Raw genomic sequence first — 25,174 nt, 5'->3', positions numbered from 1 at the left:
AAAAAATAAGATATGATGCGATAAGGTGTATAAGAAGAAAATAAAGTGTTTATAAATGAATAAAAGTATGATAATTATTTAGGAGGTCAAAATGAAGTTTACAAAAACAATGCTACTTTCAATTGTAGTTTCAATTGGGTTGATGGGATGTTCGCTAGTAGAGGGAGGGAAGAACTCTATAGATTATGCTCAAAAAGCGACAGACTATGTAAATGAAATAAGTGCATTTGCAAATGAAGCACCAGCATTAGCTGAAAAGGCTGTTAATGATGGAGAAGCTCGAAAAGAACTAGAAACGAAACTTACTGAAATTAAACAAGATATACCAGCTTTTAATGAATTAACACCACCGGATGTAGCGAAGGATCTTCACCAGCAAATCGTCGGATATAATGAAAAGTTAAATACATTAATTGATACATCTATGCAAAAGATAGAGGAAGGAAAAATGAATGTAGAGCAGTTTAAAGACTCCGAGCTTATGCAGACGATAGAACAAGTTCGTGATTTGAAAGATAAGGTTCAAAACTTAGGGCAATAGCAAAAGGATCCGTTTATCATAAACGGATCCTTTTGCTATTGTATACAATAGACGATTACACCAATGACAATAATAATATTGCCAATGACTTTTCGTTTCGTTATTTTCTCCCCTAGGAAGTACCAACCGAAAATTAATATAATGATATAACTTAATGATTCTAATGCAGATGCTTGCTTTAATGCCAAGCCTTTTAGAGCGATCACATTCAATCCGGCGTTAATTACAAATAAAAAGTAGCCGATGATAACATAAGGATTCACATATTCTTTTATTCTAGAATCGTATTGTTGTAAAGTAGCCTTTTTTAATAATATTTGTGAGTAATTGGCTAAAATTATCCCGAAAATAAATAATAACATATAACTATTCATCTTTTGTCACCACCACAATCCCGACGATAATAATAGCTGCACCAAGTATGTGATTCCAATGTATCTTATCTCCGAATAGGAATACTGACCATAGCATAGACCACAGTATTATAATTCCGCGGTGTGAATATGCTTTAGAAATTTCAAAATTCTTAATGACTTGTTGCCATAGAATTGCATATCCGAATAAAAGTACAACAAGTCCAAAGTAAGCAATAAAAAATGAAATTGATGCAATAGGGAATTGAGCTGCCCATTTCATGTAAACCATAATGATAGAATATATCAAGAAGGCCACATGTAAAAATACATAGTTTTTAATAGTTGGTTTCATATATTCACTCTCTTTTACATTTATATACACATATGTAAACTCGATGTATATAATCAATAGCTTCTTATTATATATAGAAGGCATATTGAAATGATTTTTGTTTATTCCTTCACATTCCAAAATATATAGTATCATGTCTTTTAATGTAAAACAATAGAAGGTCATACGTAGCTATAGAGTTGAAATAGAGGTAGTAGTGTTAGATTTTCCACTGTTCTATAATTTGTATCGTTTTATTTGTTGCATCCATCTCTACTTGAATACCTATTGGTAAAGTAATCATTGGATGAGTATGACAACAATCAAAATCGGCTAAAAAAGGGATTTTTTGATCTTGTAATACTTCTAATAGTATTTCGTAAGGTTTTCGATTTGTACCACAATCATCGAATTGCTCATGTTTTCCAAGGATGATACCTGAAACTTTATCAAAAACGCCGTTAATTTTAAGTAATGAAAAACTTCTTTCGATAGTAGATGCAAATTTTGAGCTATCTTCAATAAAGAGAATGTCACCTTCTTGAATATGTGGCATATAGGGGCTACCAAAAATACCTTGTATAGTGTTTAAATTCCCACCAATAATACGTCCAGTAGCTTTTCCACCGATCACTGAAATCCAATTGTTAGGTCGAAGTTCTTTTTCTTTCGTTTTTTCTTCCCAATTAATAAATTCATCTGACCAAAATAATGGCTGGTTTATGTTGTAAGGAAGGTGTTGATCAGTTAATACAGTATCCGCAAAATATTTGTACGTGCAATCTACGAAAGGCTCAAATTCACCAAAAGAAGGAACGAGTGCTGGACCGTAAAATGTAGGAATTCCTGTTTTTGCATAAATTCCTAGTAATAGCGCTGTTGCATCTGAATAGCCAATCATTATTTTTGGTTTTTTTTTAAAAGAATCATAATCAATATAAGGTAATAATGAATTTGAATTCATTCCCCCAATTGTTGACATGATACAAGAAACGTTTGGGTTTCTAATCAATTCATTTAGTTCCTCAGTACGATCTTTAATGCTTCCTGAACGATAATAATCATATTGACCTGTTAGTGAGCCTTCTAAAATACGAAATCCTTTCTTTTGTAAGTATAATTTTGCTCGTTCAAATCTTTTTGGAGAAGTATAGGTTACTGGTGAAGAGGGAGAGTAGATGCCGATTGTATCGCCATATTTTAATGCTTTTGGAAGTATCATTTGTATAAATCCTTTCTATTATATAGTGTTTTCGAACTTTTTGTTATTGAATATTCTTATATTTCGTTATTTTTAGTGTAACACATATGAAAAAGAGAAAGGGGTTGAAATAATAATTGCTGTAGATGAATAAATATACTTTTTACCTTGACGATATAAAGTAATTGTTGTTATGGTTAAACATGAGTGTATAAAAGGTTTGCTAAAGGAGTTTTAGAATGAAGTGGTTAAAATGGGGAAGATTAACAATCCTATTAGTAGTAATTCTGGGTATATGTTGGTTCTTTTTCCAGGGAGTTCAAAAGAGTGAAACAAATGTAGATACTCAGCCTTTACAAGTGGCAGAGCTACCTAAAACAGGGCTATCTGAAAAAGTAGTTCCACCAAAATATATACCACCAGAAATTGATGCAAAAGCAGCTATTATTATCGATGCGAGTAATGGAGAAGTTATTTATCAAAATAATGAAAATGAAGCTGTTGCCCCTGCTAGTATGTCGAAAATGATGACGGCATATCTCGTTTTAGAGAGTATACATAATGGGAAAGTCCGCTGGGAAGATCCAGTGAAAATAAGTGAAAAATCGGCACAAACAGAGGGTGCAAAAATCCCAATGCAAGTAAATGATACATTAACTGTTAAGGACTTATATCATGCGTTAATGATTGAATCGGCTAATAATTCGGCTGTCGCTTTAGCAGAACATGTAGCTAAGACAGAAAAAAACTTTGTTCAACTTATGAACGAAAAAGCAAAGCAGTTAGAAATGTCAGATAAAGCTAAATTTGCGAATGCTTCCGGATTGCAGGAGCCCGACGGAAGTGAAACAAAAATGACAGCAGCTGACGTAGCGAAATTAGCGTATCATCTTATAAAAGACTACCCGGAGATATTAGAAGTGACTCACTTACGTCAAAGTCAGTTAGCATTTAATAATATTAATGTTACAAACACAAATGAGATGTTAAACAAAAATAATAAAGCTTTATATATAGAAGGAATAGACGGTTTAAAAACAGGGTTTACAGATAGCGCAGGGTATTGTTTTACAGGTACTGCAAAGCAAGGCGATAATCGCGTTATTACAGTTGTTATGGGGACAAAAAGTAAAACAAAACGTTTTACAGAAACAAATAAATTAATGTCCTATGCATTTCAATTGCTTAATTAGGTGAAGAAAGAAGTAAATTAGATTGTTATAAAATAAAGTAGACAGTTTATTGAACCTTGATGTTGGTGACAATAGACTGTTTTTTTTATTCTTTGACGAATTGGGAGTAAAAACTTAAGTGATATCATTTGAGTTTGTTTTTGTTTGTTGATATTATTAAGTTGAGAACTTATTATTAATAAGTTTAGGGGGATTATATGCTTCATACATATGATATTGCCTCAAATAAAAATTGGAGGGAATTGTGATGGCAAAAGATTTTTACTCAGCAATTGAAGACAGAAGATCTATTTACGCGATTAGTAAAGAGCAAGTAGTTTCTGATGAAAGAATTCAAGAAGTGATTTATCATGCTGTGAAACATACACCTTCGGCTTTTAATTCTCAAAGTGCAAGAGTTGTTGTATTACTAGGTGAACAACACGACAAATTATGGGATGCTACGAAAGAAACGTTACGAAAAATTGTACCTGAAAATAATTTTGCACCTACGGAAGAGAAAATGAATGCATTTAGAAGTGGCTATGGGACAGTTTTGTATTTTGAAGATAGTAAAGTAGTAGAAAGTTTGCAAGAGAACTTTGCACTATACAAAGATAATTTTCCTACATGGTCTCAGCAATCTTCTGGAATGTTGCAATTTGCGATTTGGACAGCGTTAGAGATTGAAGGTTTTGGTGCTACATTGCAGCATTATAATCCGTTGATTGATGAAGAAGTAAGAAAAGAATGGGATGTACCTGAAAACTGGAAGTTAACTGCGCAAATGCCGTTTGGTAAACCGGTAGTTTCGGCAGGAGATAAAGAATATCAGCCATTAGAAACTCGTGTGAAAATTTACAAATAGAATAAAAAATAGAAGGTGAACAGAGATATAATCTGTTCACCTTTTTATACATGGTAGGAGTTTGTATGCTGTATTGTTTTTATCTGTTCTTTTAATTCGTTTTTCTTTGTTTCAATAGCGTGTACCTTTTTAAATGTTGCAAAAGATAATAAGTGAGTAAGTGTATAGTAAAGCTCGATATTATTAGTTATGTGATCGTCTATTATTTTTTCCACAAATGCAACTCCTCTTTTTATGTGACTATACATATTCTATCAACAAAACCCTAATAATTCCATATTTAGCAGAGAAACAAAATAATCAATTGTGTTTTTGGAATGGGAGTGCTCTCAAGTCGGATGAAATTTCATGTTTGAAATCTTACAAATCATCACTTTGTTTAAAATCATACATAGTATTGAGAATTCATTTTCTTAAAATATTATACTATTGATAAATAAGAGGTTTTTTGTCATGATAAGAGTGTGCCTCATGAAAAAGAACTTTCTAGAAAAATATATTGTGTTTATGTATTAGATTAATGGAATTTCCATAGTAGATAGAAAGTGTAAAAACTATATCGAAATAACATAAAAAATTTAAATCTTGATGTAATACATAATAAATTTGAAAAAATCGTTGCAAAAACACACTGTTTAATGGTAAAGTTCACATGAAGTTCACACGGAATTCACTTCAATCGTTTAAAATGAACGACGTGTGAAAAATAAAACTCTTGCTAAAAAATGGAACTGGATGAATATTTTACTTTGATAATATTGTAAAGTACTAAGTTTATAGTTTTTCTCAAGAGGATAGTAGGGAAAGGAAGTAAAGACAACTTATGAAAAAAGTAATCGCAGGTTTAGCAGCAGCATCTGTAGTAGGTGTAGCAGTTCCTGGAATGGATTCTGCTCATGCACAAGTTTCAAATGATGCGCTAAAAGAAATTAATGGACAAACTCAAACTCAAACTCAAACGACTGTAACTGAAACAAAAACGGTAGAAACAACTTCTGAATTAAAATACACAGTAACAGCTGATGTATTAAATGTACGTTCAGGTGCTGGTACAGGACATAACGTTATTTCTAAAGTAAAAGCAGGTCAAGTACTTCAAGTAATTGGACAAGAAAACGGTTGGTTCAAAGTTAGTGTAAATGGTCAAACAGGTTATGTAAGTGGGGACTTCGTAACAACTGGTGGCAATAAAGGAACTACTACTACTGTTCAGCAAGGAACAGGTACTTACACAGTAAACGTTTCTTCACTAAACGTACGTACAGGCCCAAGTGCATCTCATACTGTTTTAGGTTCTGTAAATAAAGGAAAAACAGTTCAAGTTGTAGGTGAAGTTCAAGATTGGTTTAAAATTAACTTCAATGGTGGAACTGGATACGTAAGTAAAGACTTCGTAACAAAAGGTGGTTCAGCTGTATCTAACCAAACTCAGCAACCAACTACAAACAACAACAATACTACTACAGTTCAAACTGGTGGATCATATGTTGTTAACACAGGTGCTTTAAAAGTACGTACAGGTCCAGCTACATATAACCCTGTAATTGGTGGGGTAACAAATGGTACAGTATTAAACGTTACTGGTGCTGAAAATGGTTGGTATAAAATTAACCATAACGGCCGCACTGGTTACGTAAGTGCAGACTTTGTTAAGTTTGTAAAAGGCGGAGTGAACAATGTAGTTACTGGTGGTAACCAAGGTACGAACCAAGGACAAAACCAAGTACAAAAACCAACAGCGCCAACAGGTGGAGATACATCTTCAATCGCTGGATTCGCTAGATCTTTAAATGGTTCAAAATATGTATTTGGTGGTCAAACTACTGCTGGTTTCGACTGCAGTGGATTCATTCACTACGTATTAAATCAAACTGGTCATAAAGGCGCTCGTCAAACAGTTGCTGGATACTGGAGCTCTAAAACAAAAACTAGCAATCCACAACCAGGTGATTTAGTATACTTCTCTAACACATATAAATCAGGTCTTTCTCACATGGGTGTTTACTTAGGAAACGGTCAGTTCATTAGTGCAGAGAATGAAAGTGTGGGTGTAAGAATTAGTTCAATTAATAACTCTTACTGGGCTAAACACCTAACAGGTTACACAAAAGCATACTAAGAAAAAGTAGTTTATATACTACTTTTCGTATAAAGAAAAGGCTTTCCGGGGAAACTTGGGAAGCCTTTTTATAGTTAAATAAATTGGAAGTGTAGTAGTTTTTACTTTAACTTCCCATTTAAAAATCGATCGTATAAGTCATGGAAATAGTTAGGACGAAATAAGTTTGCTGCATGTCCTGCTAAAGGTATTTCCTTATATAGAACGTTTGGAAGAATAGATTTTAAATCGAATAGACAAGATTTATAGAGGTGATCATGTTCTCCCATTACCCATAATATAGGATGGGTAAGTGCTTTTAATTTAGATTTCAAGTCGAATTCTAAGCGATGTCGTAATGACTCAGCAATAATGGACGAGTGTAATTGTAATCCGAAACGGTAATAAATATTTCGTGAAATAACAGCGAACGGATTTGCCCTTAGTATTCCACTTGGAAAAATAGTACTAGCATACTGAGAAAGCCAAGATGAATATTCATCACCACGTTTTTCCCAAAAATTCTGAAAAACATTATATAAACGAGAAGGGTTATTATAATGTCCACCAATATGACAAATGCTCAATACTTTTTCTGGATGCATTTGTGCAAATGTCGTAGAGATATAACAGCCATAGCTTAGAGCACAAATATGAGCCTTTTTAATTCCCTCTTTTTCATACAAATTCAATAATTGATCTACGAGGCGCTGTATTGAAAAGTCGATAGCTTCTCCCTTATCATCTCCGTGGCCTAATAAGTCATAAGTTATAATGTTGTAGGATGCAGAAAATCGTTTATGCTCTTTTTTGAAGGCACGGCGATTTCCAACTAATCCATGAATAAAAATGATTGTTTCCTTTTCAGAATGTTTATTTGTTTGCAAAAAGGATACTCCTTTCAGTAACTGGAGATTTATTTAGTATTATAAATTGGCTAATTAAGAAAAACCGTTATATATATTCTATGCGTAGCCTAGCATTTGCATAGAATAATATTAAGTACCAGGTAATAATATCAGATATTTATATCTGTTGTAAAGATGAGTTTATATGTATATTTTGTAAAAATAGAAAAGTGTGTTTACATTCAGTTTACATTTATATCGTATTCTATTTTTAGAAAGCATAGTTTTGTTGAAAACGAGGAGATGAACGACAATGGAAGTTGGGAATACAGAAAAGAAAAAAGGAAATTGGAGGCAGTTTTTACGTCTTATTCAAGATACAAATCCACCGAAAGGCATTCTTATTTTTGCATTATTAATGAGTTTACTTTCTACTGGAGCGAGTTTGTTTATTCCGATGCTAACAAAAGGATTAGTTGATAATTTTTCGCTTTCTTCAATTAGTACAGGACAAATTGTTGGGTTAGTCGCATTCTTTATTATGCAAACAATTGCTGCAGGATTGTCAATTTATTTATTGAATTATATTGGACAAAAAATTGTAGCTGGACTTAGAGAACGATTGTGGAAAAAGGTACTTATTTTACCAGTATCTTATTATGATCAAAATAGAACAGGCGATACGATTAGCCGTATGACAAATGATACAGGTGTTGTGAAAACATTAATTTCTGAGCATTTGTCAAACTTATTAACAGGCGGTATCTCAATTATTGGATCGTTAATTGTATTATTTGTTTTAGATTGGAAAATGACAGCATTACTTTTAACGGTTATTCCATTATCTGTACTAATTTTAGTGCCACTTGGACGAAAAATGTATAAGATTTCAAAAGCACTTCAAGATGAAACAGCTTCTTTTACAAGTGTGTTAACACAGGTGCTATCAGAAATTCGTTTAGTGAAATCTTCAAATACGGAAAAAAGAGAATATGAAACAGGTAATACAGGTATCCAAAAGTTATTGCAATTTGGTTTGAAAGAAGGAAAAGTGCAAGCGTTAATTTCACCAGTTATGTCGTTTGTGTTAATGGCGTTGCTTGTTATTATCGTAGGGTATGGTGGAATGCGAGTTTCTAGTGGCGTATTAACAACAGGGGAACTTGTAGCGTTTATTTTATATTTAGTTCAAATTATAATGCCAATGAGTCAATTATCTATGTTTTTCACACAATTCCAAAAGGCAATTGGTGCAACTGAAAGAATTAATACGATTTTAGAATATGAAGTAGAAGACCATGAAACTGGTGTGGAAGTTACAAATGCAAAGCAGTCGATCGTTATTGAAAATGTGAATTTTGAGTATAACGAAGATGAGAAAGTATTGAAAAATATCGATTTCACGATTGAATCTGGAAAAGTAACAGCGATTGTAGGACCAAGTGGTAGTGGGAAAACAACTTTATTCTCGCTATTAGAACGTTTTTATGAGCCGACTAATGGTGTAATAAAATTAGGAGAAGAACCAATTACGGCCTATTCATTACAGTCATGGCGACGTCAAATTGGTTATGTTTCACAAGATAGTCCGTTAATTGATGGAACGATTCGTGATAATATTTGCTACGGTGTTGAGAATGATGTGACGGATGAAGAAATTGAAAAAGTGGCAGCGATGGCGTATGTTGATGCGTTTATTCATGATTTACCAAGCGGATATGCAACAGAAGTTGGAGAGCGTGGTGTGAAGCTTTCTGGAGGGCAAAGGCAACGAATTGCGATCGCTCGAGCGTTACTACGAAATCCGCAAATCCTTATGTTAGATGAAGCGACTTCAAGTCTTGATAGTAAATCCGAATCGGTTGTTCAGAAGGCGTTAAATAACTTAATGAAAGGTAGAACAACTTTAGTTATTGCGCATAGACTTTCTACTGTTGTAGATGCAGATAAAATTATCTTTATTGAAAAAGGGAATCTTACAGGAAGTGGCTCACATGATGAGTTATTACGGACACATGACATGTACCGTGAATTTGCAATGCAACAATTGAAAATTAAAGAAGGAGCATTATAGAATGAAAACAATCAGTGAGGGGGAACTTCACTGATTGTTAATTTTAGAGTGCTAAAAAGTATGTTAAGCAGAAAGGAGATGATTCCTTGATACCCAAAATATTAATTGTAGATGATGATCCGCACATTAGAGAACTTGTTTCTGTATTTTTGGAAAGAGAAGGTTTTCAAACATATGAGGCCGTTGATGGATTAGATGCTCTTCGAAGAATAGAAGAAGTGAAAGTTGATATGGCGATTCTTGATATTATGATGCCAAATATGGATGGATTTGATTTATGTTATGAATTAAGAAAATACTATGATATACCGATTCTTATGTTAACTGCTAAAGGTGAAACATCTCAAAAGATAAAAGGGTTTCACCTCGGAACAGATGATTATCTAGTAAAACCATTTGATCCTTTAGAATTAGTTGTGAGAGTGAAGGCATTGTTGAAACGTTATCAAATTACAGTATCGCAATCTATTCAAGTTGGGAATGTACTGTTAAATCGTAAAACATTTGAAGTTAACGCCGGAGAACAAATGGTGACGTTGCCGTTAAAAGAATTTGAATTGCTCTTTACATTAGGATCTAAAGCGGGAAGAACTTGTTCAAGAGAGCAATTAATAGAAGACGTATGGGGATATGATTTTGAAGGGAATGAACGCACGCTAGACGTTCATATTAATCGGTTGCGTGAAAAGTTTCAAGAAGAGTTATCGAAGTTTAGTATAAGGACGATAAGGGGCTTAGGGTATCGCTTAGAGGTAAGTAAATGAGAAAAAGAGAAAGAATGAGTAAGATGAAGATGTTAAAAGTAATGGGGGCGATAGTAGCACTCTTTACTTTTCTTACTATAATTTGGTCTATAGCCTTTTTTGTATCGTCTAGTGTAATGAAAGCTCTGGAAATAAACGTATCGCCTTTTATTACTTTTCTAATTAGTGATATGGTTGGCTTTGTTTTTATTGTTCTTATTTGGACATTAATCGGGATTTTAATGAGACCGAAGCGAGAGGCGATGATTTGGACCATTATTGAACCGATACAAAAAATTGCAAAAGGAGATTTCTCTGTAAAAATACGAAATGAAGAAAAGTATGATGGAGAAATTGGTGTACTCGTAAAGAGTATAAATGATATGACAGATGAACTGAACGCGATGGAGAAACTGCGCCAGGAATTTGTATCGAATGTTTCTCATGAAATACAGTCACCATTAACTTCTATAAAAGGGTTTGCTAGAGCGCTGCAAGATAATAATCTTTCTGAGGAAAAAAGAAAGCATTATCTTACCATTATTGAAACTGAAACAACGAGATTATCTAAACTGAGTCAAAATCTATTAAAGCTAACACTTTTAGAATCAGAAGAGTATACACCAGAAAGAGTGAGTTATCGATTAGATCAACAGTTAAAGCAAGTTGTATTAAATAGTGAACCGCTATGGGCTGAAAAAGAAATTGAGTTAGACCTTGATTTAGAAAAAGTGAAAATTACTGCGGACCAAGAAAGTATGAGTCAAGTGTGGATTAATTTAATTCATAATAGTATTAAATTTACTCCAAGTGGTGGTACGATTACGATTCAGTTAAAAGAACATAAGGAGTTCGTAGAAATAAGTATTCATGATACGGGAATTGGTATATCAGAAGAACAGAAGCAACATGTTTTTGAGCGTTTTTATAAAGCTGATTCTTCACGAAACCGTGCTTATGGAGGGAGTGGCTTAGGTTTAGCGATTGTAAAAAAAGTACTCGACCTTCATAATGGAGGAATAAAAGTCGAGAGTGAGGAAGAAAATGGTACAAAATTTATTGTGCGTATTCCGAATCATGAAGAAAAATAGTGTTAGGAGGAGAGCCTACTAACACTATTTTTCTTTAAAAATGTTATGCATAACTACTATAGTTACCTATAGGTAACCTACGCACATGAAAGTGCATCATTGCCTTTTTACATAAACACAGATAAAATTTTAATATAATAAACAACAGAGATGATTAAGGAGTGTTATACTTGGCAGAATTATTACAAGGCAAAAATGCTTTAATTACAGGAGCAGGTAGAGGGATTGGTCGCGCTGTAGCAATCGCATTAGCGAAAGAGGGCGTAAATGTAGGTCTTTTAGCTCGTTCAGAAGAAAACTTAAAAGCAGTTGCGAAAGAAGTGGAAGCAAAAGGCGTAAAAGCTGTTATTGCCACTGCTGACGTATCTTCATATGAAGAAGTAACGACTGCAATTGAAACTTTAAAAAATGGTTTAGGATCTATCGATATTTTAATTAATAACGCTGGTATTTCTAAGTTCGGTAAGTTTTTAGAACTAGAAGTTGCAGATTGGGAAAAAATCATTCAAGTAAACTTAATGGGTGTATACTATGCAACTCGCGCCGCTTTACCAAGCATGATTGAACAACAATCTGGTGATATTATTAACATTTCATCTACAGCAGGACAAAAAGGTGCGCCTGTAACAAGTGCATATAGTGCTTCTAAATTTGGGGTTCTTGGTTTAACAGAATCGTTAGCGATGGAAGTTCGTAAACATAATATTCGTGTAACAGCTTTAACTCCAAGCACAGTAGCAACTGATATGGCTGTAGATTTAGGGTTAACTGATGGAAATCCTGATAAAGTAATGCAAGCAGAAGATATTGCAGAGTTTATCGTAGCACAGCTGAAATTAAATAAACGTACATTTATTAAATCAGCAGGACTTTGGTCTACTAATCCGTAAGGTCTACATTTATCAACAAAGAAGGGACATCTATTCTGTAATGGAGTGGGTGTTCCTTCTTATTTTTTGTATATAAAACGGAATTTTCGGTATAATCAAGTGTGAATGGTAGAAAAGCATTAAAAACTTTAAGGGGATGGTATATATATGAGTACGATTGAGAAATGGACGGCTGTTGATCAATATATGAGTGATGTATTAATACCGAAAGATTCTACATTAGAAGAAGTCCTTCAAGTAAACGCTGCAGCTAATTTGCCAACACATGATGTATCGCCAACGCAAGGGAAGTTTTTGCAACTATTAGTACAAATTCAAGGAGCTCGTAACATTTTAGAGATTGGTACTTTAGGTGGATATAGCACGATATGGCTTGCAAGAGCATTGCCATCTGGAGGGCGAATTGTTACATTAGAAGCAAGTGAAAAGCATGCCGAAATTGCACGTAGCAATATTGAACGTGCCAATTTGAATGATAAAATTGAAATACGAACAGGATTAGCACTACATTCTTTACAGCAAATAGAAAATGAGAAGTATGAACCATTTGATTTTATTTTCATAGATGCAGATAAACAAAATAACCCTGCTTATTTTGAATGGGCACTGAAACTATCACGCCCTGGTACCGTAATTATTGGGGATAACGTAGTACGGGAAGGAGAAGTTATTGACGATACTAGCAGCGATCCTCGTGTACGAGGGATACGTCGTTTCTATGAATTGATAGCTGCAGAGCCACGTGTAAGTGCTACAGCGCTTCAAACTGTCGGAAGTAAAGGGTATGATGGATTTATAATGGCAGTCGTAAAAGAGTGATGTGAGGAGGTAAAAGGGATGAAAAAGAAATTTCAAAAATTATAACATGTATCGTGTGTAACACAGCTAGCTCGTGGACCTCCAACATACATAAAAATATAAGTTTATATAAAAATTGGAGGTTAGGAATAGATGAGAACTGAAAAAGAAATGTTAGACTTAATTATTAATACAGCAAATGAGGATGAAAGAATTCGAGCAGTCATCATGAATGGATCACGTGTAAATCCAAATGTGAAAAGAGATTGTTTTCAAGATTATGATATTATATATGTTGTAAAAGATATCCAATCTTTTACGTCTAATCATAATTGGATTCAAAGATTTGGAGAGATAATTATTGTACAAATGCCGGAAGAAATGTCATTACTTCCAGCAGATGAAGACGGGAAGTTTCCGTATTTAATGCAGTTTATGGATGGGAACCGAATTGATTTAGCGCTAGTTCCGGTTGATTTGATAGATATATTCGTTGGGCAAGATAGTTTAAGTAACCTGCTTCTAGATAAAGATAATTGTATGGGAGAATTTCCACCAGCAAGCGATAAAGATTACTTAATAAAAAAGCCAACAGAAAAAGAATTTTTAGATTGCTGTAATGAATTTTGGTGGTGCAGTACAAACGTAGGAAAAGGGTTGTGGCGCGAGGAACTTTCTTATGCGAAAGGGGTGCTTGAAGGGCCAGTACGAGATATGTTAATCGTAATGCTAGAATGGCATATTGGTATGAAAACAGACTTTACAGTTAATGCAGGGAAGTTTGGTAAGCATTTCGAGCAATATTTTGAAAAAGATATATGGCAACAATTTAAGAGGACCTTTTCTAATGCTGAATATGAAAACATATGGGAGTCATTCTTTGTAATGGGAGATTTATTTAGGGAAGCTGCGAATGAAATTGCTAGCACTTATGGTTATCAATATCCGCAAGATGATGATGACAAAGTGACGAGCTATTTAAAACATGTGAAAGCTTTGCCGAAAGATAGTACAACGATATATTAATTTTATAAAGTAGTAAGACTGTCCTAATTATGGACAGTCTTATTTTTGTTCATGAATAAGAATTTCTCTAACAAAGTGCAGCTGAATCACATATGAAATTTTAGGGAGGTTTTTATCATGTATTATTTTTATTCACCAGAGATGTTCGTTCCATTTCAATGGGGATTAGAGCGAAATGTTTCGTATGCTTATATGCCATATAACTCATTTTATTATGGAGACTATATAAGCTCATTGCCATACGCTTTACATGTTCCTCAAAATTATGAAGTCCAAATGAAAGAAAAGGATCGTGGGTCATGGACACCGTTTTCGTGGGCTGAAAAATATGCGTATGCATTTTCAGGTCCATATAATAAAGCGGAAGTAGCTCTTACATTTGATGATGGACCAGATTTAGTATTTACGCCGAAAATTTTAGATAAGTTAAAACAACATAATGTAAAAGCTACTTTTTTTCTGCTTGGTGAAAATGCAGAAAGGTATCCGAATGTAGTAAAGCGTATCGCTAATGAAGGGCATGTAATTGGTAATCATACGTATAACCATCCGAATTTAGCGAAAGTAAATGAGGATGAGTACCGTAATCAAATTATAAAAACGGAAGAAATATTAAATCGTTTAGCTGGTTATGCACCTAAATTTATACGTCCGCCGTATGGTGAAATACTTGAAAATCAATTGAAATGGGCAACTGAGAAAAATTTTATGATTGTACAGTGGAGTGTTGATACGGTTGATTGGAAAGGTGTAAGTGCTGATACGATTACAAATAATGTGTTAGGGAATTCATTTCCAGGTAGTGTCATACTTCAGCATTCAACTCCAGGTGGACATTTGCAAGGGTCTGTCGATGCACTAGACAAAATCATTCCGCAGTTAAAAACGAAAGGAGCGCGTTTTGTAACACTTCCAAGCATGTTCCAGACATCGAAAGAGAGAAAATAAAAATGTTAATAATTGGAACCGGAATGATTGTATAGTATAATGAAGGTGTAAGTTAGGGGGTGGATATAATTGATGTATGCACTAGTAAACATAGGAATAAGCATGTTGATCGGTATTATATTTATACTTGCCGCACGTATTCTTCAAAAGAATCCACCAACGGATATTAATGCGGCATATGGTTATCGTACGAAGCGATCTATGAAAAATAAGGAACTATGGGATGCGGGTAATAGGTATAGTGCAGAAGTGATGAAACAAAATGGTTTCATCATGATGTTAATCGGAAGTGTTATTAGTATACTGTTTAGATATCCGCATACAATGATAGCGGTTATGATTGTTATGCTGTTGTTAATTATTCGCTTATTTATACAAGTAGAGAAAAGGTTGAAGATCCTTGAACAATGATGATAAATAAAAAAGGACTCCCCGGATATTATAAGCAGGGGTCCTATTTTATTTATAAACTATTATTTTTCAGCAATTCTTTTCCTTGTTCTACAACAAATTCATAGTATTCAAGATTATAAGGATAAATATCTTCAAATGTTATTGTTATCGGATTACTGTTTAAAACAGAATTAGTCGTTAAAGATGAAATATCTCTTTTTAATAGTTGTAGAAAAGAAGTTGCATGTACTTTCATCACATCGTCTACTTCTTCACCTGGTGCAAATGGAAGTGGTTTTATTACATTGTGGAAATACATATGACAAAACTCACGATCAGTAAGGTTTGAAATTTCATAATCTATTTTATAGATTCCTTTGTATGTTAAATCAGTCGTTTGGAAGGAAAGACCCAATTCTTCCTCAATTTCACGTAGACCGCCAATTTGCACATCTTCATCATGCATAATATGTCCGGCGGATGTAATATCCCATATACCTGGAGCTTCTTTTTTATTTTTAGAGCGTAATTGGAAATATAAAAACATATCTTCATCATCTTTTTCTACAAACCAGCAATGGAATGTTTCGTGCCAATCACCGTCACGATGCACTTCATCACGTAATTTCTTTCCAAGTGTATTTTTTTCAGAATCAAATATCGTTAACCACTCTGTCATTTTAATTCCCCTTTCTGCAAATTTTATTATACAATATTTGTATTGAATTTTGGGAAAATAAAGAAAAAGGAGTGGCTATAAGTGGAGATAGAGAATAAGGAAATAAAATCAATAATTTCAACTGAGGAAGAATTAAGACAAATATTGGGGCAACCAAGTGAGCGGGCTTTGAAAAAAGTTATTTCATCACTTGATCATCATTGTGTAGATTTTCTGTCTAAATCTCCTTTTCTAGTATTATCTACTGCAAATAAATTAGGAGAGTGTGATGCTTCGCCGAGAGGAGATGCACCTGGATTTGTATATGTATTAAATGAAAATAAAATTATCATCCCAGAAAGGCCGGGTAATCGTCGTATAGACTCTATTTTAAATATTATTTCGAATCCGCACGTAGGATTAATCTTTTTCATTCCTGGTCTCGGTGAGTCACTCCGAATAAACGGCCGAGCATACATTACAAACGATGAAGAAATTTTGAAAGAAATGCAGGCGAATGGACGTAATCCGTTACTTGGAATTGTTGTTGAGATAGAGGAGTGCTATATCCATTGTGCAAAAGCTTTTATACGTTCAAAAATGTGGGATCCAGAATCGTGGTTAAATAAAAAAGAGTTACCTTCAGCAGCGAAGATGTTACTGGAGCATGCGAAAGTGAATGCTTCAGAAGAGGACGTTGCACGTTCTTTAGAAGAAAGTTATACAAAAAGATTGTATTGAATTATTTTATTAATATAGTTTCAATGAGAACGGGATCTTCTCGTTTTAGAATGAGCTTTTCATATGTGAACTGCTGGCTTGTAAGTTGTTAAGTTGTAAGATACGTAATAAGAGGAGTCTTTATGAAATGTTATTGTGAAATATAATGAAAAATTATCTTTAAAATAGTGAGTAAAAATAGGCTTGCTTTTTAAAATTTTCATAACTATAATAAGTTAACAAATAGACATGAACGAAAAAGTAACGATAAGGACATGAGATGATTTTTACGGTTTACAGAGAGGGAAGACAAGGCTGTGAGCTTCCTAACACGAAAAATGATCTTACCACCTTTGAACTTCAATAGTGAAAGAGTAATCTAGTAATTATTGACGGTATCAGCCGTTATCTGAACTTGAGCAACCTGGAAAGAAATAATCCTGGGTTGGAACAAGGGTGGAACCACGAAAACACATTCGTCCCTTTCCTAGGGATGAGTGTGTTTTTTTTATAGTTTTTAAGATTGAAAATTTAAAATAATTAAAAAATAGTATTGATTTTGTTTTTTATGCGAGTATAATGAGTTAACAAATAAACATGAGCGAAAAAGTAATGATAAGGACATGAGAACATTTTTACGGTTTACAGAGAGGGAGGCCAAAGGCTGCGAGCTTCCTAACACGAGAAATGATCTTACCGCCTTTGAACTTCAATAGTGAACGAGCAATTTAGTAATTATTGACGGTATCAGCCGTTATCTGAACTTGAGCAATCTAGAAGAAAGTAAGTAAGTCTAGGTTGGAACAAGGGTGGAACCACGAAAACACATTCGTCCCTTTCCTAGGGATGAGTGTGTTTTTTTTTATCACTTTGAAAGGAGGTGCGGTAACATGAAGCGTTTAGTACGTACGGAAATAACCACCACCTGCATGATTAAAAAGCAGAGTAAGGTGATTCATAGGTGTAACAATTAAACTATTTAGGAGGAGATTAGAAGATGAATAACGTTATTAATGTTGGGGTATTAGGATTAGGTACTGTCGGAAGTGGTGTTGTCCATATTTTGAAAGAACATTATAAAAAAATTACTCTTGATACAGGATATGAAGTAAAGGTAAAGACAGTCGTTGTACGTGATTTGGAAAAAGAACGTGATGTTTGTATCGATGGAATCGTAGTAACAAGTAATGTCGATGAAGTTCTAAATGATTCAAATATTGATATTGTAGTAGAGGTAATGGGCGGAATTGAAGAAGCGAAAGAGCATATTGTGAAGGCATTGCAAAGTAAGAAACATGTCGTAACAGCAAATAAAGATTTAATGGCCGTATACGGTGCGGAGCTTTTGCAATTAGCGAATAAAAATGAATGTGACTTATGTTACGAAGCGAGTGTAGCGGGTGGGATTCCGATATTAAGAGGATTATCAGACGGGCTAGCTTCAGATCAAATTGAAAAAATAATGGGAATTGTAAATGGAACAACAAATTACATGTTAACAAAGATGAGTCAAAATGGATGGTCTTACGAAGAGGCTTTACATGAAGCGCAAAAATTAGGGTTTGCAGAATCAGATCCGACAGCGGATGTAGATGGACTAGATGCTGCAAGAAAGGTAGCAATTCTTGCAAACTTAGGTTTTTCGATGAATGTTTCTTTAGATGATGTGCAAGTTAGAGGTATTCGAAAGGTTGAAAAAGAAGATTTAGAGATGGCCGAAAAATTAGGATTTACTATGAAACTAATTGGTAAAGCCGAAAAACAAGGATCATCCATTCACTTAAGTGTAGAACCGACTTTATTACCAAGGCATCATCCGCTATCGAATGTGAATAATGAATTCAATGCGGTATATGTTCACGGTCAAGCAGTAGGAGAAGTGATGTTTTACGGACCGGGAGCTGGGAAGTTACCAACTGGTTCTGCTGTAGTAAGTGACATCATTTCAATCGTTAAAAATATGAATCAAGTTCCGAAAAATAAAAGTGCGTTAAAAGAACCAGAACCGTATGAACTACAAGGAGATGAAGAAGTAGTTTCGAAATATTTCTTACGTATTTCATTACGAGATGAACCTGGAATGTTGCGTAAAATAACGGAATGTTTCGTTAATTATTCTGTGAGTTTAAAAGAGGTAATCCAATTACCATTAAATCATGAGCATGCAGAAGTCGTTGTTGTGACGCATCAAACTTCAAAATATCAATTCGAACAAGTTTTAGGAGCGATAGAAGATGTCGCAAGTGAAATAAACAGTTACTACATTATTGAGGAGGAAAAACAATATGTATAAAGGACTATTAAAACAGTACGCTTCTTATTTACCAGTGAATGAAAACACACCTGATGTCAGCTTAATGGAAGGGAATACACCCCTGATTCCATTATTAAATATATCAAAACAATTAGGGATTCAGTTATACGGAAAATATGAAGGAGCGAACCCAACAGGTTCTTTTAAAGACCGTGGCATGGTAATGGCAGTTGCAAAAGCGAAAGAAGAAGGTTCAGAGGCCATCATTTGTGCATCTACAGGTAATACATCGGCATCAGCTGCGGCATATGCGGCACGCCTCGGAATGAAATGTATTATCGTAATACCAGAAGGAAAGATTGCGCATGGGAAATTAGCGCAAGCAGTTGCTTATGGAGCGGAGATCATTTCAATAGAAGGGAATTTCGATGATGCACTTAAGGCTGTAAGAAATATTGCTGCAGAAGAGCCGATTACATTAGTAAACTCAGTAAATCCTTACCGAATTGAAGGGCAAAAAACAGCAGCATTTGAAATTTGTGACCAGTTGGAAAATGCACCAGATGTTCTAGCTATTCCTGTTGGGAACGCAGGGAACATAACAGCATACTGGAAAGGATTCTGTGAATATGAAAAAGAAAAGGGTTATAAAAAACCAAGAATTCACGGCTTTGAAGCCGAAGGAGCAGCTGCCATTGTAAAAGGACATGTAATTGAAGAACCTGAAACGATTGCAACAGCGATACGTATCGGTAACCCAGCGAGTTGGTCGTATGCAGTAGAGGCTGCTGAGCAGTCTCATGGTGAAATAGATATGGTATCAGATGAAGAAATTTTAAACGCGTATAGATTATTAGCAAAAACTGAAGGGGTTTTCGCTGAGCCAGGATCAAATGCTTCATTAGCAGGCGTAATCAAACATGTTCAATCTGGAAAAATTAAAAAGGGAGAAACAGTTGTTGCGGTATTAACTGGAAATGGTTTGAAAGATCCTGATATCGCAATTTCTTCTAATAAATTAGATATTGCAAGTGTGTCAAATGATATAGAGCAAATTAAAGATCATATTAAAGGGGTGATTATGTCGTGATACCATTGAGAGTACGTGTCCCTGCTAGTACAGCGAATGTCGGACCTGGATTTGATTCAGTAGGAATAGCGTTGTCATTATATTTAGATGTGGTGGTAAAGGCGGAAGCAGATAAATGGCAAGTAATCCATTCCTTTGAAGATTCAATTCCAACGGATGATAAAAATTTAATTGTTAGCACGGCATGTAAAGTGTGTCCTTCTTTATCGCCCTATATAATAGAAGTTACTAGTAATATTCCGCTGACAAGAGGTTTAGGAAGTAGTGCATCAGCAATTGTAGCAGGAATAGAGCTTGCGAATCAGCTTGGAAATTTGAACTTAACAAGTGATCAGAAAGTTCAAATTGCAACAAATTTTGAAGGACATCCAGATAATGTTGCTGCTTCTATATTAGGTGGAACTGTAATCGGAGCACTGGATGGAAAGAATGTTTCCGTTGTAAGGATCGAAAGTAAGGAATTAGGCGTAATTTCTCTTATTCCGAATGAAGAGCTAAATACGGACGAGAGTCGATCTGTATTACCAGAGATGTTTCCATTTCATGAAGCCGTTAAGGCTAGTGCGATAAGTAACGTATTAGTAGCTGCGTTTTGTCAAAAGAAGTGGGAAGTTGTAGGTGAAATGATGGAGAGAGATCATTTTCACGAGCCGTATCGTTTAGAACTTGTACCGTTATTACCGTCAATTCGTAAATGTGCAAAAGAATTCGGAGCATATGGCACAGCGCTTAGCGGTGCGGGACCGTCCATTTTTATATTAACTCCATATGAGAAGCGACAAGAAATTGCGGCGCAATTAGCGAGAGTATTTACAGCTATGAAAGTATGTGAGCTTGAAATCGACCATAAAGGGATTACTGTAAATAAGGAAGAACATATTGGATTATAAAGAAAGCTAGCATCGCTAGCTTTCTTTTTGTTGTAAATATCTGTTAAATTGGCATATAAAAGAAAGATAATAATGTATAATTTAGTAAAGAGTGTATTAATTTTGGAGGTGCTTATATGGATAAAGAGTCACCAGAAGAAAAAAGAGAACGTATGAGACAAAGTGAATTAAAAAGTAATCCGACTGGTTCTTTAAATGACGGACTCAATAGAGTGGAATCAGGTAGTCCTGTTGATATGACAGGGGGGATGAATTGGAAAGGTACAGGGATAATCATCTTAGTACTGCTTTTAGGATACTTTGTATACACTTACTTTTTCAGTTAAAGAATGTTTGTTAAAATTTTGATTTGTTTAGTTTCATAATTAGTGAAAAAGAAAAAAGCAGTTATCGTATTACATATCTTCTAAGCGAGTTAAAGTTGTTCATATCACCTTTTTTAATACTCCAAATAGAGCTAGCAATATGCTAGCTCTATTATTTTTTGCCACATTCCTGTAACAAAGCACCTGTATATTCATTGGTGGAGGTGCAGAGGATGAAAAAAATGATAGCGATATGTCTTCTTACAACTATGTCATTTTCGACTTTAGTCGGTTGTGATGTAAAAGGTAATAATACTGTACAAGAGTCTAAAATAAAGAAAGCGACGTATAAAGATTTTACTTACGATGTAAATCCAGAAACATTCACAATAACTGTAGAACATGAGGGTGTAAAGGAACAGGCATCACAACCCCTACCGAAAATGAAGGTATCGAATGTAAAAAAAGAAAAGGATCGTACATCGTGGGAATATCCAGATGAAAAAGTAAAAGTAAACTTAGAAAAGAAAAAAGACCACTTAAACATTGAAGTGGAATCGACTGGTGCGGAAAGCTTTACGTGGCCGAAAGTAGAGGCTGAAAATTATACACTTCCGTTATGGGAAGGTAAGCAAATTCCGAGCAATGATGAGAATTGGAAGAAGTTTTTAAAGGATGATGCATATTCATTTGCTGAATCATTTTCTATGAAGTTTTTTGCGTTAAATGGTTCGAAGTATTCCATTGTATATATTGCGAACAATATGTTTAATAATGAATTGAAATTTCATTCGGATCCGAAAATAGGATTTGATTTTACACATGAATTCTCGAGCATAAATAAAAATAAAACATATGGATTTCAATTATATGTGACAAATAATGACGCGGTCAGTATTGCTAAACTGTATAAGGATTATATTATTGAAAAAGGTGAATTTAGAACATTACAAGAAAAGGCTAGAAAAAATAAAGAAATCGAAAAGTTATATGGAGCGGCGCATTTTTATTTTTGGAATCAAAATGGTTTATCAGAAAGTAATATAAATTGGCCAAAACTAAGGGAGCAAATAAATAGCCCGCTGTTTAGCCATATAAAAGAACTTATTCAAAAGAATAGTTCAGAGCCTGGGGAACTGAATGTATTAGATCAAGTAAGTAAACAAGATTTCATTGATAAGTATCAAAAAAATGTTATTTTACGTTATATAAACGAAGTATTATCCATGAAGGAATTTTATAAAGAGGATATTTTTCCTAAAGTCGATCAGGAAGCTAATGCACTATTAAAGAAAGGCATAGATCACTTATCGAAGATGGAGTTATATAACTTAAATAAGCATTTATTAAAGTCGATACTTGGTGATGCGGTTGAAGAAGTAAGTAAATGGGGTAACGCAGATGGGACAGATATTATAAAGGAAATGAAAGAAGCAGGAATAGACAAAGCGTGGATTGGTCTACCGAACTGGGAACAAGGATATATGCAGCCTAATTTCGTTACAGAAGCTAAGAAAATGGGGTATTTAGTTGGTCCGTATGATTCTTATCACTCAATTCATGAGAAAGGTGATAAGAATTGGAATACAGCATCTTTTAATGATCAATCGTTATATGAAGAGGCAACTGTAACGAAGAAAAATGGAGAAAAGGTGCAAGGATTTTTAGGTAGAGGACGAAAACTAAATCCGACATTATCACTTCCTAGTGTAAAAGAAAGAATGAACGATATATTACAAAATGGTCCTAAATATAATTCATGGTTTATTGATTGTGATGCAACGGGTGAAATTTACGATGACTATTCAGCGAAACATATAACGACACAAGAGCAAGATTTAAAAGCACGTTTAAAACGAATGGACTACATTGCGCAAGAAAAGGGTATGGTCGTTGGTTCTGAAGGTGGAAATGATTTTGCTAGTAATACGATTGCATTTGCACACGGAATTGAAACACCCGTTATTAAATGGGACGATGAAGATATGAGGAAAAATAAAACAAGTCCGTATTATGTCGGCGGATATTGGTCACCAAATCAAAATGTTCCTGAAAAATATGCAAAACAAGTGCCATTGAAAGAAGAATATAAACAAGTATATTTAAATCCAGTATATTCGGTACCATTATATAAATTAGTATACAACGATTCCGTTATTACAACGCATCATTGGGAATGGGGAAGTTTAAAAGTAAAAGATGAAGTTGGAAATCGAATGCTATCCGAATTATTGTATAATGTTCCTCCGTTGTACCATTTAGATGAAGTAGAGTGGAATAAGCATAAAAAAGAAATTACAGAGCATCTAAAAGTTTGGAATGAAGTTCATGAAAAAGCAGTAAAAGAAGAGATGACGAATTTTGCGTATTTGTCAGAAGATAAGCTAGTACAATCTGTTTCTTATGGAAAAGATATTAAAATCATTGTGAACTTCTCAAATGAAGATAGGGAAGTAGAAAAAACGAAAATAAAAGCAAAGTCGGCTTTCATTTATAATCAGGGGAAGAAAAGCATGTATACGCCGTTTGAGAAATAATAATGTGAAATATACTGTATCCATAGAGATTTCATAACTAGCTGGACTCTTTATTTTTATCGTTTGTTAGGGAAAAAACATCCTAATTTAAAATGAACGAGTCAATAAATTTGAAAATTCACATGTTGCGAAGTGCTAAATTTTTGAAATTGGTAAATAGTGACTTGCCAAAAATAAGTACGAGAGTATAATGTGAAATGGAATACATATTGGGTTTAAGTAGTAACCTTACAAAATTGTAAGGTTACTGAAAGGAAATTCAATATGAAGATAAATAGACTTACATTATACTTGGTAAAGAGAAAGAGAGGCGAATGGGTATGAGCTCTGAATTAGAACAAAATACGAGAAGTAATAAAAAGCGTTCTAAAAGAAAGTCAATGAAATGGTTCATATTAATTCCATTTTTCCTACTTATTTTTGGAGGAGTAGGATATGGTTCGTTTATATATAACAAAGCAAAAGCTGTTGTAAGTGATGCGTATGCAAAAATTGATAAGTCATCAAAGCGTGATAAAGAAGTTGAACCTTTAAAGGATAATATTTCAATATTAATTATGGGTGTAGATGGAAGTGAAATGAGAAAAAGCCAATATGGCGAAGCGGTTCGAACAGATGCACTTTTATTAGCAACAATTAATAAAGATGATAAGTCTGTTAAGCTAGTAAGTATTCCACGTGATTCACGTGTTTATATTCCAACTAGAAAAAAACTAGATAAAATTACTCATGCTCACGTATTTGGTGGCGTGGAAAGTACCCGAGATACGGTGGAAAGATTTTTAAATGTCCCTGTTGATTATTATGTGAAGTTTAACTTTGAATCATTCGTACAAATTGTCGATTCAATTGGTGGTATTGATATTGATGTACCAGTTACTTTCACTGAACAAGATAGTAAAGATCAAGCTGGTATGATCCATTTAGAAAAAGGTTACCAACATTTAAATGGAGAACAAGCACTTGCACTTGCAAGAACGCGTAAAATTGATAGTGATGCAATGCGTGGTCAAAGACAACAACTTGTAATTGAAGCAATTGCGAAAAAAGCTATGTCTGTTCAATCAATTAGCAAAATGGGCTCGTTACTTGATGCAGTGGATAAAAATATGAAAACAAACTTAACGTTTGATGACATGCTTGCTATTACGAAAAATATGGCTGGATCTGACTTGCAAATGGAAAAAATGCAAATTGAAGGTACTGATAAACGTATTGGCGGTATTTATTATTACATTCCAAACGAAAAAAATGTGAAAGATATTTCGAATAAGTTAAATGAGCATTTAGGTGTAACACCAAAGCCAGTTCGAAATGAATAGTAAAAAAAGATTGGCCTTCG

The 25,174-nt window shown here is 34.2% G+C and carries 25 protein-coding genes and 2 other annotated features; of the genes, 19 read left to right on the top strand and 6 right to left on the bottom strand.

Annotated elements, in window-relative coordinates; translation table 11 throughout:
• Positions 1-91: 91 nt before the first annotated feature.
• On the top strand, positions 92-541 hold the full coding sequence (locus tag BAQ49_RS13125) for a DUF6376 family protein (protein WP_071745678.1): 450 nt from the start codon (positions 92-94) through the stop codon (positions 539-541).
• A 35-nt stretch (positions 542-576) separates the two neighbouring features.
• Here BAQ49_RS13125 and BAQ49_RS13120 read toward each other — a convergent pair whose 3' ends face one another.
• The 3 genes from BAQ49_RS13120 to BAQ49_RS13110 form a co-directional block, all read right to left on the bottom strand.
• A complete protein-coding gene (locus BAQ49_RS13120) occupies positions 577-915 on the bottom strand; it encodes an EamA family transporter (RefSeq protein ID WP_001089866.1) in 339 nt (112 codons plus the stop codon).
• Positions 908-1,249, bottom strand: a complete 342-nt coding sequence (locus BAQ49_RS13115) for an EamA family transporter (RefSeq protein ID WP_000805129.1) — start codon at positions 1,247-1,249, stop codon at positions 908-910. The genes BAQ49_RS13120 and BAQ49_RS13115 overlap by 8 nt, the downstream gene beginning before the upstream one ends.
• Before the next feature lie 199 nt (positions 1,250-1,448).
• Positions 1,449-2,450 (bottom strand): S66 family peptidase, encoded by a 1,002-nt coding sequence (locus tag BAQ49_RS13110; protein ID WP_071745677.1) that lies wholly within the window; start codon positions 2,448-2,450, stop codon positions 1,449-1,451.
• A 218-nt stretch (positions 2,451-2,668) separates the two neighbouring features.
• On the opposite strand from BAQ49_RS13110, the gene BAQ49_RS13105 reads away from it, so the two are divergent.
• Entirely contained in the window at positions 2,669-3,622 is a 954-nt protein-coding gene (locus BAQ49_RS13105; RefSeq protein WP_071745676.1) for a D-alanyl-D-alanine carboxypeptidase family protein, read from the top strand.
• Between the two features lie 247 nt (positions 3,623-3,869).
• Positions 3,870-4,469 carry a nitroreductase family protein gene (locus BAQ49_RS13100; RefSeq protein ID WP_071745675.1) on the top strand — a complete coding sequence of 200 codons (600 nt, stop codon included), beginning with the start codon at positions 3,870-3,872 and terminating at the stop codon, positions 4,467-4,469.
• 44 nt (positions 4,470-4,513) lie between these two features.
• Here the strand turns inward: BAQ49_RS13100 and BAQ49_RS32920 are convergent, their stop codons facing one another.
• Positions 4,514-4,684, bottom strand: a complete 171-nt coding sequence (locus tag BAQ49_RS32920) for a hypothetical protein (RefSeq protein WP_084667417.1) — start codon at positions 4,682-4,684, stop codon at positions 4,514-4,516.
• 608 nt (positions 4,685-5,292) lie between these two features.
• Between BAQ49_RS32920 and entFM the strand changes: the two genes are divergently transcribed.
• On the top strand, positions 5,293-6,588 hold the full coding sequence (gene entFM / locus BAQ49_RS13095; protein WP_071745674.1) for an enterotoxin EntFM: 1,296 nt from the start codon (positions 5,293-5,295) through the stop codon (positions 6,586-6,588).
• A gap of 101 nt (positions 6,589-6,689) precedes the next feature.
• On the opposite strand, the gene BAQ49_RS13090 is transcribed toward entFM, so the two are convergent.
• Positions 6,690-7,454 carry an alpha/beta fold hydrolase gene (locus BAQ49_RS13090; protein ID WP_071745673.1) on the bottom strand — a complete coding sequence of 255 codons (765 nt, stop codon included), beginning with the start codon at positions 7,452-7,454 and terminating at the stop codon, positions 6,690-6,692.
• Positions 7,455-7,728: 274 nt separating this feature from the next.
• On the opposite strand from BAQ49_RS13090, the gene BAQ49_RS13085 reads away from it, so the two are divergent.
• The 8 genes from BAQ49_RS13085 to BAQ49_RS13050 all read left to right on the top strand — a co-directional run bounded on the left by BAQ49_RS13085 (position 7,729) and on the right by BAQ49_RS13050 (position 15,396).
• Positions 7,729-9,489: an ABC transporter ATP-binding protein gene (locus BAQ49_RS13085; protein WP_071745672.1), complete on the top strand. Its 1,761-nt coding sequence runs from the start codon at positions 7,729-7,731 to the stop codon at positions 9,487-9,489.
• A gap of 86 nt (positions 9,490-9,575) precedes the next feature.
• Entirely contained in the window at positions 9,576-10,253 is a 678-nt protein-coding gene (gene hitR / locus BAQ49_RS13080; protein ID WP_071745671.1) for an envelope stress response regulator transcription factor HitR, read from the top strand.
• Positions 10,250-11,323: an envelope stress sensor histidine kinase HitS gene (gene hitS, locus BAQ49_RS13075; protein ID WP_071745670.1), complete on the top strand. Its 1,074-nt coding sequence runs from the start codon at positions 10,250-10,252 to the stop codon at positions 11,321-11,323. The genes hitR and hitS overlap by 4 nt, the downstream gene beginning before the upstream one ends.
• 170 nt (positions 11,324-11,493) lie before the next feature.
• Positions 11,494-12,213: a 3-ketoacyl-ACP reductase gene (locus BAQ49_RS13070; RefSeq protein ID WP_071745669.1), complete on the top strand. Its 720-nt coding sequence runs from the start codon at positions 11,494-11,496 to the stop codon at positions 12,211-12,213.
• A gap of 147 nt (positions 12,214-12,360) precedes the next feature.
• Positions 12,361-13,032 (top strand): O-methyltransferase, encoded by a 672-nt coding sequence (locus tag BAQ49_RS13065; protein WP_071745668.1) that lies wholly within the window; start codon positions 12,361-12,363, stop codon positions 13,030-13,032.
• 132 nt (positions 13,033-13,164) lie between these two features.
• On the top strand, positions 13,165-14,037 hold the full coding sequence (locus BAQ49_RS13060; protein WP_071745667.1) for an aminoglycoside 6-adenylyltransferase: 873 nt from the start codon (positions 13,165-13,167) through the stop codon (positions 14,035-14,037).
• A 117-nt stretch (positions 14,038-14,154) separates the two neighbouring features.
• Positions 14,155-14,985 carry a peptidoglycan-N-acetylglucosamine deacetylase gene (locus BAQ49_RS13055; protein ID WP_071745666.1) on the top strand — a complete coding sequence of 277 codons (831 nt, stop codon included), beginning with the start codon at positions 14,155-14,157 and terminating at the stop codon, positions 14,983-14,985.
• 72 nt (positions 14,986-15,057) lie between these two features.
• The gene (locus tag BAQ49_RS13050; RefSeq protein WP_071745665.1) at positions 15,058-15,396 is read left to right on the top strand and encodes an SdpI family protein; all 339 of its coding nucleotides are present in this window, start codon (positions 15,058-15,060) and stop codon (positions 15,394-15,396) included.
• 52 nt (positions 15,397-15,448) lie between these two features.
• On the opposite strand, the gene BAQ49_RS13045 is transcribed toward BAQ49_RS13050, so the two are convergent.
• Positions 15,449-16,057, bottom strand: coding sequence for an NUDIX hydrolase (locus BAQ49_RS13045; RefSeq protein WP_071745664.1), 609 nt, complete (start codon positions 16,055-16,057; stop codon positions 15,449-15,451).
• A gap of 81 nt (positions 16,058-16,138) precedes the next feature.
• Here BAQ49_RS13045 and BAQ49_RS13040 point away from each other — a divergent pair, with 81 nt between their 5' ends.
• The 7 genes from BAQ49_RS13040 (at position 16,139) to BAQ49_RS13010 (ending at position 25,154) form a co-directional block, all read left to right on the top strand.
• Positions 16,139-16,777, top strand: coding sequence for a pyridoxamine 5'-phosphate oxidase family protein (locus BAQ49_RS13040; protein ID WP_071745663.1), 639 nt, complete (start codon positions 16,139-16,141; stop codon positions 16,775-16,777).
• Positions 16,778-17,011: 234 nt separating this feature from the next.
• Positions 17,012-17,243 (top strand) — a binding site (T-box leader).
• Between the two features lie 116 nt (positions 17,244-17,359).
• Positions 17,360-17,596 (top strand) — a binding site (T-box leader).
• A gap of 157 nt (positions 17,597-17,753) precedes the next feature.
• Positions 17,754-19,049: a homoserine dehydrogenase gene (locus BAQ49_RS13035; RefSeq protein WP_071745662.1), complete on the top strand. Its 1,296-nt coding sequence runs from the start codon at positions 17,754-17,756 to the stop codon at positions 19,047-19,049.
• Positions 19,042-20,100: a threonine synthase gene (gene thrC, locus BAQ49_RS13030; protein ID WP_071745661.1), complete on the top strand. Its 1,059-nt coding sequence runs from the start codon at positions 19,042-19,044 to the stop codon at positions 20,098-20,100. The genes BAQ49_RS13035 and thrC overlap by 8 nt, the downstream gene beginning before the upstream one ends.
• Positions 20,097-20,990, top strand: coding sequence for a homoserine kinase (gene thrB / locus BAQ49_RS13025; protein ID WP_071745660.1), 894 nt, complete (start codon positions 20,097-20,099; stop codon positions 20,988-20,990). The genes thrC and thrB overlap by 4 nt, the downstream gene beginning before the upstream one ends.
• Positions 20,991-21,106: 116 nt before the next feature.
• Positions 21,107-21,316 carry a DUF6366 family protein gene (locus tag BAQ49_RS13020; protein WP_071745659.1) on the top strand — a complete coding sequence of 70 codons (210 nt, stop codon included), beginning with the start codon at positions 21,107-21,109 and terminating at the stop codon, positions 21,314-21,316.
• A gap of 212 nt (positions 21,317-21,528) precedes the next feature.
• Entirely contained in the window at positions 21,529-23,832 is a 2,304-nt protein-coding gene (locus BAQ49_RS13015; RefSeq protein WP_071745658.1) for a glycoside hydrolase, read from the top strand.
• Between the two features lie 320 nt (positions 23,833-24,152).
• Positions 24,153-25,154, top strand: a complete 1,002-nt coding sequence (locus BAQ49_RS13010) for an LCP family protein (protein WP_071745728.1) — start codon at positions 24,153-24,155, stop codon at positions 25,152-25,154.
• The last annotated feature ends 20 nt before the right edge of the window (positions 25,155-25,174 follow it).

Origin of the sequence: Bacillus proteolyticus, from assembly GCF_001884065.1 — a bacterium.
In the GTDB taxonomy this organism is placed as follows: Bacteria; Bacillota; Bacilli; order Bacillales; family Bacillaceae_G; genus Bacillus_A; species Bacillus_A proteolyticus.
Note: the sequence above shows the minus strand (reverse complement) of the source record. Positions and strands in the feature narration are given on the sequence as shown.